General features: G+C 50.3%; 11 protein-coding genes. All 11 read right to left on the reverse strand.

All coding sequences use genetic code 11. The features are described from left to right. Positions 1-204, reverse strand: a 204-nt coding sequence (tnpA, locus tag BLR50_RS08795) for an IS200/IS605 family transposase (protein WP_143008078.1), incomplete at its 3' end; no start/stop codon positions are given. Between the two features lie 213 nt (positions 205-417). Next, positions 418-1,410, reverse strand: coding sequence for an ABC transporter ATP-binding protein (locus tag BLR50_RS08800; protein WP_092640794.1), 993 nt, complete (start codon positions 1,408-1,410; stop codon positions 418-420). A gap of 134 nt (positions 1,411-1,544) precedes the next feature. Then, positions 1,545-2,519 (reverse strand): ABC transporter ATP-binding protein, encoded by a 975-nt coding sequence (locus tag BLR50_RS08805; RefSeq protein ID WP_092640797.1) that lies wholly within the window; start codon positions 2,517-2,519, stop codon positions 1,545-1,547. Between the two features lie 123 nt (positions 2,520-2,642). Further along, positions 2,643-3,548, reverse strand: a complete 906-nt coding sequence (locus tag BLR50_RS08810; RefSeq protein WP_092640800.1) for an ABC transporter permease — start codon at positions 3,546-3,548, stop codon at positions 2,643-2,645. A 5-nt stretch (positions 3,549-3,553) separates the two neighbouring features. Continuing rightward, entirely contained in the window at positions 3,554-4,570 is a 1,017-nt protein-coding gene (locus BLR50_RS08815; protein WP_092640803.1) for an ABC transporter permease, read from the reverse strand. 206 nt (positions 4,571-4,776) lie between these two features. Then, the gene (locus BLR50_RS08820; protein WP_092640806.1) at positions 4,777-6,327 is read right to left on the reverse strand and encodes an ABC transporter substrate-binding protein; all 1,551 of its coding nucleotides are present in this window, start codon (positions 6,325-6,327) and stop codon (positions 4,777-4,779) included. 783 nt (positions 6,328-7,110) lie between these two features. Further along, positions 7,111-8,787 (reverse strand): peptide ABC transporter substrate-binding protein, encoded by a 1,677-nt coding sequence (locus BLR50_RS08825; RefSeq protein WP_092640809.1) that lies wholly within the window; start codon positions 8,785-8,787, stop codon positions 7,111-7,113. A gap of 150 nt (positions 8,788-8,937) precedes the next feature. Beyond that, positions 8,938-9,918 carry an ABC transporter ATP-binding protein gene (locus tag BLR50_RS08830; RefSeq protein ID WP_092640812.1) on the reverse strand — a complete coding sequence of 327 codons (981 nt, stop codon included), beginning with the start codon at positions 9,916-9,918 and terminating at the stop codon, positions 8,938-8,940. Then, positions 9,915-10,919 (reverse strand): ABC transporter ATP-binding protein, encoded by a 1,005-nt coding sequence (locus BLR50_RS08835; RefSeq protein WP_092640815.1) that lies wholly within the window; start codon positions 10,917-10,919, stop codon positions 9,915-9,917. Before BLR50_RS08835 ends, BLR50_RS08830 begins: the two co-directional genes overlap by 4 nt. A 16-nt stretch (positions 10,920-10,935) precedes the next feature. Continuing rightward, the gene (locus BLR50_RS08840) at positions 10,936-11,979 is read right to left on the reverse strand and encodes an ABC transporter permease (RefSeq protein WP_092640818.1); all 1,044 of its coding nucleotides are present in this window, start codon (positions 11,977-11,979) and stop codon (positions 10,936-10,938) included. A 13-nt stretch (positions 11,980-11,992) separates the two neighbouring features. After that, positions 11,993-12,910, reverse strand: a complete 918-nt coding sequence (locus tag BLR50_RS08845; RefSeq protein WP_092640821.1) for an ABC transporter permease — start codon at positions 12,908-12,910, stop codon at positions 11,993-11,995. Positions 12,911-13,028 lie beyond the last annotated feature (118 nt).

Raw genomic sequence — 13,028 nt, forward strand, 5'->3', positions numbered from 1 at the left:
TATGCTTACCATCATGTGTATATGGTCGCGGCATGCCTGTGCCTCTATTATTTCCACCCCTTTTTGTTCGCATAATTTCCTAAGTATCTGCCCTATATCCACCTTGATTTGTCCATATATTTCTTGTCGTCTATACTTCGGTGCAAATACTATATGATATTTACATCTCCATTTCGAATGTGTTAAACTATTTATGTCATCCATTGACATGTCCTCCTTTGTTTTTTGATGCGGTTGGTGAACCTTCATCATTCTATCACTGGAGGACCTCTTTTCGCTATAAGCGTTCTAATTCCACCAGCAGAGCTGGTGGTTTTTTGCGCTGAAGCTACAACAGAAACCCTCCGCTTTTAGGTTTAAGCGGAGGGTAATATTTTATCGATGGTGCCTGTTCGGTAAATATATAAAAGAGTGTTATTATGCGTCTTTCTTGATCTGCCCTTTATCGTAGAGCCTGCAGGCCACGCAATGGCCGCCGCCCACGTCGCTAAGCTCGGGGCAGATCTTGTCGCAGCCTTCAAACTCCTTAAAGCAGCGGGAGGCAAAGCGGCAGCCCTGGCCCGGGTTGATGGGGCTGGGCACATCGCCTTTTAGGATGATGCGCTCCTTCTTATGGGTAACATCGGTAACCGGAATTGCCGAAAGCAGCGCCTGCGTATAGGGGTTTAAGGGGTTCTGGTACAGCTCTTTTTTATCGGCAATCTCCATGAGCTTGCCGAGGTACATTACGCCTACGCGGTCACTGATGTGCTTCACCACATTCAGGCCGTGCGCAATGAACAGGTAGGTTAAGCCGAACTCCTCCTTCAGGTCATCCAGAAGGTTGAGCACCTGTGCCTGAATGGATACGTCCAGCGCCGAAACCGGCTCGTCGCATACAATCAGCTTGGGTTGTACGGCAAGAGCGCGCGCTATTCCCACGCGCTGGCGCTGGCCGCCAGAGAATTCGTGCGGGTAGCGATTGCGGTGGTGGTTTGCAAGGCCTACACAGTTTAACAGGTAGTTTACCCTGCCCTCCACCTCATTGGACGGCATCAGCTTGTTAATACGGATAGGTTCCGCGATGATATCGCCGATGGTCATACGCGGGTTGAGCGACGCATATGGGTCTTGAAAGATCAGCTGGATGTCCCGGCAGTATTCACGGCGTTTGGTATCGCTTAGCTTGGTAAGGTCGGTGCCGTTAAAAAGGATGCTGCCGGACGTAGGCGTATAAAGGTTTACAAGCATCTTGCCTATGGTAGTTTTTCCGCAGCCCGATTCGCCAACAAGCCCAAAGGCCTCGCCCTTATAGATATCAAACGAAACATCGTCCACCGCCTTCAGCACTGCGGTAGGGCGGCCAAGCAGGTCTGTTTCCATGGTGAAGTATTTCTTTAGGCCCTTTATTTGAACCAGTGGTTCACTCATGATTGGATCATTCCTTTCAGGCGCTTGCGCCTGAAAGGCACAAAACGTCATTCACTATCTAAAATTGCGGTGCGGCTATGCCGCAGGAGCAGTAATGCTCCGACAGCAATTCGGAAGTTTGAAAGATTTAACTTTCAAACTTTACCCTCCTCTGCATCACTGTATAAGAAGCACCTTACCTTAGCACCGTTTACCTCGATAAGGGCGGGTATATGTTCCTTGCATTTCTCCATGCACTTTTCGCAGCGGTCGGAGAACGAGCAGCCCTTGGGCATCTTCAGCGGGTTGGGCACCATGCCCTTAATCATATAAAGGCGCTCGCGCTCATCGTCCATCTTGGGAATCGACTCCAGCAACCCCACCGTATAGGGGTGCTTCGGGTCGGTGAACAGCGTTTTTACGTCTGCCTCTTCCACAATCTTGCCGCAGTACATTACAATCACCCGGTCTGCCGCTTCGGCCACCACGCCAAGGTCATGCGTAATCAGCAGCACCGCCATTCCAAGTTTCTCGCGCAGACTGTATAACAGCTCGAGTATCTGCGCCTGTATGGTAACATCAAGTGCTGTGGTCGGTTCGTCGGCAATCAGCAGCTCGGGGTGGCAGGCCAGCGCCATAGCGATCATCACCCTCTGGCGCATACCGCCGCTCATCTGGTGCGGGTAGTCGCCTGCTCGCTTTTCGGGGGAAGGAATGCCTACCAAATCAAGCATTTCCACCGTGCGCTTGAGAGCCTCTTCTTTCGAGAGCTTCATGTGGGTCATAATGCTCTCCATTATCTGATCCTTCACGCGGTATACGGGGTTTAAGGAAGTCATCGGCTCCTGAAAGATCATCGAAATCTGGTCGCCGCGAATCTTTTGCAGCTCGCTTACGGGCAGCTTGGTAAGGTCGGTTCCCTTAAAGAGAATCTCACCGCCCGCTACCTTTCCAGGTTCGGCAATCAGCCCCATAATCGAAAGCGAGGTAACGCTCTTGCCGGAGCCGGATTCTCCCACAATGGCTAAAATCTCACCCTTATCAACCGAAAAGCTGATATCATCTACGGCGTTTACCACGCCTTTTTTAAGCTTAAATTCAGTTTTTAAGTTCTTAACTTCAAGCAGCATATTGATGATTCCTTTCTTCAACTGCCGGGGAATTGCGCGGTTTCGGCGTAGCCGAAATTTAGGTTATATACCTAAAAGTGCAAAACCTAAGTTTGAAAGATCTATCTTTCAAACTACTTCCCCCTAAATTTTTCTGGACTTGGGGTCAAGCGCATCACGCAAGCCGTCGCCCAGCAGGTTAAACGCAAGCACCGTAATGGTGATGGCGATACCGGGGAATATCAGGGTGTAAGGGGCCGAGAAGATAAACCCGCGCGCACGCCCGAGCATATCACCCCACTCGGCGAAGGGGGGCTGTACGCCAAGGCCTAAGAAGCCTAATGCTGCGGTATCCAGCACCGCGGAGGAGATACCCAGGGTAGCTCTTACCACGATAGAGGAAAGAACGTTTGGCAAAATATGCTTAAACACAATGCGGAAATCCTTGTTGCCCACTACCCGTGCTGCCTGCACATAGTCGTTTTCCTTTACCGAAAGGATGCACCCGCGTACGATACGTGCATATTCCGGAATGCATACAAGGCCGATGGCGATAACCGCCTTATCAATACCCTTGCCCAGTGCCGCCATAAAGGCGATAGCAAGCAGGATGGAGGGGATGGCAAGCATCATGTCCATGATACGCATGATTACGGTGTCGATTTTGCCGCCGCGGTAGCCCGCAATGGCACCCAGTATAGTACCGATGGTAAGCGAAAGCGCAACCGCAGAGATACCAACAGTGAGGGAGATATGCGTACCGTCGATGATTCTGGAGAAGATATCTCGTCCCAATTGGTCGGTGCCGAACCAGTGCGCGGCACTCGGGGACTGAAAGCTGATGGTCATATCGGAGTAGTTCGGGTCGTACGGCATAATAAAGCGTCCAAACACCGCAACCAAGGTAAGCAGAAGAATGATGACAAGGCCCGCCACAGCGCCCTTGTTGGCGATTAGCGAGAACCACATCTCCTTGAGCTGAGATTCGGGCTTTTCCAATACCACCTCGGAGGCTTGTTCATTAACAACGGCATCCAGTTCATTTTGCATATCGGTTAAGCCTCCTTCTTGGAATACTTGATACGCGGGTCAACCATCGCGTAGATAATATCCACCACAAGATTGATTAGTACAAAGGTGATGGCTACGAGCATTACCACGCCCTGCACCACGGGAAAATCTGATTTCAAGATACAGTCAACCGTGTAGGAGCCGATGCCCGGCCATGAGAATACCGTTTCGGTAAGCACCGCGCCGCCCAGCAGTGAGCCTAGCTGCAAGCCGATTACCGTAACAATCGGAATCAAGCCGTTGCGAAGCGCATGCTTTCTGATAACCTTGCCCTCGCTCACACCCTTGGCACGGGCAGTGCGGATATAATCCTGCCCCAGCGTTTCAAGCATGCTGGAACGTGTCATACGCGCAATAATCGCCATAGAGTACATGCCAAGCGCACTGGCAGGCAGTATCAGGTGGGCAAGCGTATCGCCTATCGACTGAATATTGCCGGTCAAAATACCGTCGAGCAAAAAGAAGCCCGTTACCTTCATGGGCTGCATCAACGGGTCGCCTCTGCTGCCCGAGGGCAGAATGTGTAAGGTTCCCGAAAAGATAATAATCAAAATAATACCCAGCCAGAAGATTGGCATCGATACACCAATGAGTGCGGTAACCATACCGGCGCTGTCAAAAATCGTGTTCTTCTTTACCGCCGAGATGGTGCCGATGATAATGCCAAAAACCGAGGCAAGGATGATCGCCGCGATGGCAAGCTCAATGGTTGCGGGGAAACGGCTGAGAATCTCTTTTAGCACCGGTGTTTTGGTGTAATAGGAGGTACCTAAATCCCCCGTAAAGATACCCTTGATAAAGTTGAGGTACTGGATATAGAGGGGGTCGTTCAGGCCGTTGGCCACACGCCACGCATCAATCTTATCCTGTGTAGCATGCTGGCCCAGCACGATGGGCGCCGGGTCTGGCGAGAACACGCGCATAATGACAAACACAATAATTGAAACACCGATGAGTACCGGTATCAGCATCAGCAAGCGCTTAATGATATATTTTAGCATCTGCAACAAACCTTTCGATGGATTTTGAACATATCAAGTTTTGCATGTGCCGGAGCTTCCGGCATATGCAAAGCATAACATGAACTTTGCCTGCTTATATTTGATTTTGTCTCAAAATCAAATATCAAACACCGGAAAACAAAGCTTAGGCCGAAAGCCGAGAATTGTGTCCCGGCTTTCGGCTGTCGGCTTCTATTGCTTCATTGTTATTTCGTTTTAGACATGCCGGAGAGGAATATGTTGCCGGTTACATGGTAGTAGTAGCCCTGAACAACCGGCCTGTAAGCGGAAAGTAGCTTGGAGTGAGAGATCGGCAGCCATACGCTGTTGTCTACCTGATTCTGCTCAAGCTGCGCATAGATGGCATCACGGTCAGCGCCTTCGGCAGCAGCCTTGCCCTTGGCAATAAGGTCAAGGTATGCAGCGTTGTCGTAACGGGAAACGTTCATGGAGGGATCCTTATCAGAGAGCAGCGACATGAAGTTATCGGGGTCGCCGTTATCACCGGTCCAGCCGTAGAAGCAGATATCAAAGTCGCCGGCCTTAACCTTTTGCTTGTAGGTGGTCCAGTCAAATACTTCGATGTTGCAGGTTACGCCAACCTTGGAAAGGTAACCCTGAACTGCCTCGGCAAGAGCCTTACCGGTAGCGGGGTTGTACGGTCTGGGGTTGGAGTATGTAATCACATGAACAGTGGTTACGCCGGCCTGAGCAAGCGCAGCCTTGGAAGCAGCTTCATCATAAGCAACCTGCTTAATGTCTTTGGAGAAGCCGGGAACGAAGCTGGGCAGGATGGTGTCTGCGGGGGTAGCATAGCCCTGATAGAGGCTCTTTACCAGCTCAGGAACATTGATAGCCTGAGAAAGGGCCTTGCGAACCTCGGGCTTGCCGCAGATAGAAGACTGGGTATTATAAGCCATGTAGTTGATGTTCATACCGTCGGGCTGGTCAACTGTATTGCCTGCCTTGGTAATCTCGTCCACTACGGTGGCATCGATTCCGTCGATCATATCAACCTCGCCGTTATTGAGTGCTACCACTCTGGCAGAGTTATCCTTGATAATACGGAAGATTACGTTCTTGGTCTTGGCCTTCTCGCCCCAGTAGTTATCGTTTCTGGTAAGAACAATAGACTGTTCTTTGTCCCAGCGAACAAACTTGTAGGGGCCGGTGCCAACAGGAGCCTCGTTTACGTTGTTATTATTCTTCTTGAGCGCTTCGGGGCTAACCATAGGCGCAGCCATGCTCATTGCAAGGTTGTATAAGAAGGGGGTACACTTATCCTTTAAGGTAATTACCACAGTGTTGGCATCCTTCGCCTCAACCTTGGTAACATAGCCGTACACGAAATCAGCGTAAGGCATATCCTCGGTAGCATTACCCTTCATCTGGCGCTCAATGTTGAACTTTACAGCATCAGCGTTAAAATCGGTGCCGTCCTGGAACTTAACGCCCTGACGGAGCTTGAAGGTGTAGGTCAGGCCATCGTCGCTTACTGTCCAGGATTCTGCAAGGCAGGGCTCCAGCTTAGTGGAATCCTTGGCATACTTAATGAGGCCTTCGTAGATGTTAACGATAACCTTGGAAGATTCGCCGTCATCTACGAGTGCGGGGTCAAGGCCGCGGGGGTCTGCACCCTGTGCAAAGATGAGGGTATCCTTGGGGTCGTTGGATGCGCCCTGTGCGCAAGCCGTTAAGGTTAGGCACAAAAGTGCAGCGGCAAGCACAACAGCAAGAACTTTCTTTACCGTGTTCATTGTTTTTCCTCACTTCATATATTATTTTGAAATAAAAAAGGACGCTAGCCATAAGATGGCAAGCGTCCTTGCTTGTAATGGGTATTAGAATACCACATAATAAGCTATTACGCAATTGTGAAATTGCATAAAAATGACGCCTGTTCGCACGAAATCAATTTGTGTAAAGCGTTTCATCTCATCTATTCAAGAGAATTTATTCCCTTAGGCAACAGATCGGAGATGATCTCATTAAACTTTATTGGATATGTAAAACTCACAACGATCTCGTTGTGCGGAAGTCGTTTCTTGGTTTAAAGCAGTAAAGGTTTAAAGTAAAAGCCCTTTAAATTTGTATAGTTTTAACTTGGTGCTCTTATGATAGCAACTTTTATGCTTATTTTCAAGAGTGGTTGTTAATAAAATAACCGCCGATTACCGAATTTATTAAATATGTCTGTTGTGGTTATGGTATTTTGTGAATGTATACAACACAATTTCGATTACATCTGTAGTGCGTTCGATAAGGCGCCGGTTACCATAATTGAGCAACCGGCGCCTTGTTATCAATATATTATGTGTACAGCCTGAAGCGTTAAAAAAAGCTTCAGGTAATACTAATCTCTGAAAATAGTATTGAATAGTCTGCGTCAAAACCCATATTTGAAAGGTTTTGATTCATTTCTTTTATTTGATATAAGTATAAGGTGCAATGCCTTTACCTTTATTGCTTAGGCGTCTTGTGCCTTAGTAAACCAAAAAGGCCGCTGCGCAGCGGCCTTTTTGATTGGTATATGGGGGTTATTACTCAGTAACATCTGCATACTGGAAGTACCAGTAGCTGCGCGGAGAGTACCAGGAACCGGTGATCTTCGGGCTCTGCAGATAGAATTCCTCTTTGTTGGTTAAGGGGATGCAGCCCATATCCTTCATCAGGATATCCTCGGCCTGATGCAGGTAGCCAAAGCGGGTCTTGGGGTCAGTTTCTGCGGCGGCCTTCTTCATCATGGCGTCGTAATCGGCGCTAGTATACTTACCGTCGTTGTTGCCGTTAGTGGTCATGAACAGATCCAAAATATTGGAGGGGTCGTTGTAGTCGAAGCCCCATCCGTTACGGCTGGAAATATAGTCGCCGGCGCGGCGCAGGGGGGTAAAGGTTGCCCACTCAACAATGTCAACCTTCACAGTAATACCAAGCTTCTGCCATGCCTGCTGGAGGTACTCGGCAACAGTCTTGTTATATCCGGCGTCATTGGTGGAGTAGGTGATAGCGGGGAAGTTCTTGCCATCGGGATAGCCGGCCTCTGCAAGCAGCTTCTTGGCCTGCTCCAGATTCGCTGCGGGGTCGCTGGAATCGATGTAGCCCTTGCCGCCGTTTGCATTGGCGGGGAAGCTGCTGCCGTCCCAGTCGGTGATACCGGTGCAAACGATACCGGTAGCGGGCGTATGAATACCGTTGAGCAGGGTTTCAGCCAGATACTTACGGTCAATGGCCAAGCTCAGCGCCTGACGAACCCTCGGATCGGAGAACTGCTTAAGGGTATCGTTTAGGCTGATATAGGAAACGCTCAGGGAAGGATCAACATGGAATTCGGGGTTGCCCTTCAGCGAAGGAATCTCAGCGGCGGGAACATACTTAATCATCATAGCCTCGCCGGTCTTATAGGCTGCGTAGGCTGCGTTGGAATCTTCAATGAGCAGCAGCTTGATGGAATCAAGCTTAATGGAGGCTGCATCCCAGTAGTTGGGGTTCTTTGCAAACAGGATGTAGGAGCTGGGAACCCATTCCTTGATGTAGAAGGGGCCGTTGCAGATGTAGGTTTCAGGCTTGGTAGCCCAGGCATCGCCGTTCTTCTCGATGGTGGCCTGGTTTACGGGGCTGAGTGTCTGGAAGGCAGCGAGCTTGTCGAAGTAGCTGCAGGGGTGATCCAGCACAACCACGAAGGTGGAGTCGTCGGGTGCAGAAACAGCGAGTGCATCGGGGTTACCGCCCGCAGCCTCTGCAAAGCCCTTTACCATACCCAGTACGGTCTCACCGTAGGGAGCGGCGGTTTTGGGGTCAGCTACACGCTTCCAGCTGTAAACAAAATCCTTTGCAGTTAAGGGGGAGCCGTCAGACCACTTAAGGCCCTTGCGCAGGTGGAAGGTCCAGGTCAGGCCGTCTGCGCTGGTTTCCCACTTTTCAGCGGCACCGGGGATAATTTTCTCACCCTTGTCGATGCCCAGCAGGCAGTCATAGGCAAACAGCAGCATGTTGCCGCCGTCTACCGAGCTGTTTAAGGCGGGGTCAATGGTCTCGGGGTTTGGGCCGAGCTGGGCAACCAGCTGCTTGCCGGCAGCGGTGTTGCTCACACTGGGAGCGGCACTGCTTGCGCCGGTGGCGGCGCTGCTAGCGCTGGGTGTGGCGTTACTGCCACAAGCGGTAAGAACTAATGCGAAGATCATAGTGAGTGATAACAAAAATGCGATTTTTCTTTTCATCAGTTGTTCCTCCTCTGATTGTAATATATTTACATTCATCGTGCGGGGTTGCACAATGAGTTGTAACATGTTTAACGCATTTCCTGCCGGTTAAGCCGATAGGTTTGGCTGTTAACCTCGGGAACACGGTGACAGTTTCACTAATATCTGTTATTTCACCCTGTCCAGATGGTGGCAGGCCGCGAAATGACCGGAAGAAATCTCTTTAAACTTTGGCTCTTCAGCGGCACAACGCTCGTCCGCGTAGGGGCAGCGGGTGCGGAAGCGGCAGCCGGATGGCGGATTCACTGGGCTTGGTACATCTCCCTCCAGTACGATGCGCTGGGTATTGCGGGAGGTTTCGGGGTCTGCAACAGGGATCGCAGAAATCAAGCTTCGGGTATACGGGTGTACGCTGTTAAAGGTCAGTTCATAGCTGTCGGCCAGCTCTACCAGCTTTCCAAGATACATTACGCCGATACGGTTTGAGATATGCTTAACCACGCTCAGGTTGTGGGCGATAAACAGATAGGTAAGCCCCATACGCTCCTGAAGCTCCTCGAACATATTTACCACCTGCGCCTGAATGGATACATCCAAGGCAGAGATGGGCTCGTCGCAGACAATGAACTCCGGGTTTACGGCCAGAGCACGAGCAATACCCACACGCTGGCGCTGACCTCCGGAGAACTCATGGGGGTATCGGTTCGCGTGCTCAGTGTTAAGCCCTACCAGACTCAGCAGCTCTACGATGCGGTCACGCCGCTCGTTTTTATTGGCCGCCAGATGGTGGATGTCAATAGCCTCCCCCACAATGTCACCTACTGTCATACGAGGGTCAAGGCTGGCGTAAGGGTCCTGAAATACAATCTGCATCTTACGGCGGTAAGGCAGCATATTCACATGGGTGATGTCTGTTCCGTCATAGATGATTTTACCGCCGGTGGGCTCATAGAGGCGTAGTAGCGTACGGCCGGCAGTGGTCTTGCCGCAGCCGGACTCGCCCACAAGGCCCAGTGTTTCGCCTTTGTTTATATAAAAGGATACATCATCTACAGCCTTTACAACCTTTTTTTCAAAAAGCTTTTCGCCGTTTACGGGGAAATATTGTTTTAAGTGCTGTACTTCAATTAATTTCTTGTCCTCCATCATGCCTGTACATCCCCCTGACTTTCAAATTTCGCCTTGTCAAGAAGCCAGCATGCACTGTAATGAGTGTCACTCAGCTGCGTGTAGTCAGGCATCTGTTTAAGGCAGATCTTCATGCAGGAGCCGCAGCGCGGCGCAAAGGGACAACCCTTCGGGGGGTTGAGCATGTCCACCGGCATACCCTCAATGGGCACCAAGCGTTTATGCTCACGTTCGTTTAAGTTCGGGATACTCTGAAGTAAGCCCTTGGTATACTCATGGGACGGATGATAGAATATCTCGTCTGTGGTACCGCACTCCACAACCTTTCCCGCGTACATAACGGCAATACGGTCGCACATGCCGGCCACAACACCCAAATCATGAGTGATGATGATAATGGACATACCCAGCTTCTTCTTTAAATCCATCATCAGTTCCAAAATCTGCGCCTGAATGGTTACGTCTAGCGCGGTGGTAGGCTCGTCGGCGAGCAGCAGCTTGGGCTCGCAAGCGAGGGCAATGGCAATCATTACACGCTGGCGCATACCGCCGGAAAGCTCATGCGGGTATTGTTTTAAGCGCTTATCCGGCTCGTTGATGCCCACCAGCTGCAGAAGCTCGCGCGCACGTTCGTGAGCCTGCTGCCTGTTCTTATCGGTGTGCAGCAGAATAACCTCCACAATCTGATTGCCAATGGTGTAAACCGGGTTTAAGCTGGTCATCGGGTCTTGAAAGATGATAGAGACCTCATTGCCCCTCATCTTTCGCATATCCCGCTCCTTCATCTCGTTGATATGGTGACCGTTGAAATAGAGGTCGCCGCCGACTAAACGGCCCGGGTGCGCTGTTAGCCCCATAAGGCTGTATGCGGTAACCGATTTGCCGGAGCCGCTCTCGCCAACAATACCCAGAACCTCTCCTTGGCGTACAAACAGTGAAACATCGTTGAGCGCCTTAACCTCGCCGGCGGGGGTGAAAAAGGAGAGCCGCTCATTGCGAACATCAACTAAATACTCGTTCATTGTGCTATCTCCTTTCTCAGCTCTTCATCTTGGGATCAAACGCATCCCGCAAACCGTCGCCGAACAGGTTAAAACTGAGAATGATTAAACAAATAAGCAAAGCCGGCGCAAGCAGCAGGTAAGGGTAGGTATTCAGGCCATTAAGACCGTCGCTGGCCAGTGAACCCAGTGACGGCAACGGAACAGCAACACCTAAGCCAAGAAAGCTTAAAAAGCTTTCGGTAAAGATAGCGGAAGGAATCTGCAGGGTGGTGGTGACAATTAATGTACCGATGCAGTTGGTGAGCAGGTGCTTGCGTATAATACGACCGTTGGAAGCGCCCAGCGCTCTGGCGGCAGTAACGTATTCGTTCTGCTTGAGCGTGAGCACCTGGCTGCGGACAATACGCGCCATCCCCACCCAGTACAGCAGGGCAAACACAAGGAAGATGCTGATAAGGTTGGGGCCTAGTATCTGAAGCCATTGAAACCCCTGCGTTTCAGCCAAATTCTCAAGGGGCTTCTTGATGGAAAAGGAGATCAACACTATCAGCAGAATATCAGGCACCGTGTAGATGATATCCACAATACGCATCATAATAAGATCCAGCCAGCCGCCGAAGAAACCGGCCACCGAGCCGAAGACAGAACCGATCACCAGTATGATAGCCGAAGCAATCAGGCCAACCAGCAGGGATATCCGGCTGCCCATCATTACACGGATGGCATAATCACGGCCCATATTGTCGGTTCCCAGAATGTGGGGGAATACCTTCTCTCCGGCATCAATGCGGGCCTGCTCCTGAGGGGAATAAACCATAGGCTGAAGGAACTCAGACCCTTGGATCTGCTGCTCGTATTTATAGGGATATATTCCAGGTATAAGAAAGGAAAACACCATAATAACCAAGATAACCACAAGGCTTACCATTGCCACTTTGTTTTTTAAGAGACGGCGCATGGCATCCTTCCAAAAGCCCACGCTCGGGCGCATCTGCACCAGATTCTGCTTTTCCGCATCGGAAGCGGGCAGAAAATCGTCGACAGTCAGTTGAAAACTGATAGGATTTTTTTCACTCATCTTCCTGTCCTCCTCAATTTAACTGGATACGCGGGTCAATAAGCTTATAGGCAATATCCACCAGCGTATTCATCACAATAATGAGCGTCGCCAGGAAAATGGTTGTGCCCATAATAACGGTATAGTCGCGATTTATAATAGAGCTTACAAACTGTCCGCCCAAGCCCGGTATGACAAAGATCTTTTCAACAATCAGGCTGCCGGTCAGGGTATAGGCCAGCATAGGGCCTACATAGGTAACAACAGGCAGAATCGCGTTGCGCAGAGCATGTTTAAACAGGCTCACAAACTGCGACAGCCCCTTGGCTCTGGCCGTACGCATATAATCCTGACCGATTACATCCAGCATGGAGGAACGCATCAGGCGAGTGATATAGGCCATGGGGTAAAAGGAGAGCGCAAAAACTGGAAGAATGTAGTGAATCGGCGTGGTAAGCCCCATGGTCGGCAACCATCCCAGATACACACCGAAAAGATATAACCCGACAGTACAGATAACAAAGCTGGGGAACGCAATGCCGCAGGTAGCGATAACAATAATAACCTGGTCAATCCACTTACCGCGGTTCATTGCGGCAATGCTGCCCAAAGGAATCCCAATCAACAACGCCAGCAGAACGGATAACCCGCCCAGCTTAGCCGAAACAGGAAATTTGCTGGAGATGATTTCAGCTACGGTGCGGCCACGCTGCTTGAGGCTAAGGCCAAAGTCACCTTGAACGGCGTTAACCATATAGTTCTTATACTGAACAATCAGCGGCTGATCCAAACCATACTTCGCTTTGAGGGCCGCCTGTGCCTGCGCACTAATAGACTTTTCGGAAATGAACGGACCGCCGGGCACCAGGTTCATCAAAAAGAATGTGATGGTTGCAACCAAAAAAATGGTGAATGCAGCCAGAATCACACGTTTACCTATGTACTTAATCATAGTTCCAGTACTCCCTTTTTTTTATTGGAAAGCCTGTCTACCGGCATAAAAAAAGGCACTCACCCAAAAGGCAAGCGTCCTTGCTTGTAATGGGTATTAGAATACCACATCAGCAATT

It is taken from the genome of Acetanaerobacterium elongatum, from assembly GCF_900103835.1.
In the GTDB taxonomy this organism is placed as follows: Bacteria; Bacillota; Clostridia; order Oscillospirales; family Ruminococcaceae; genus Acetanaerobacterium; species Acetanaerobacterium elongatum.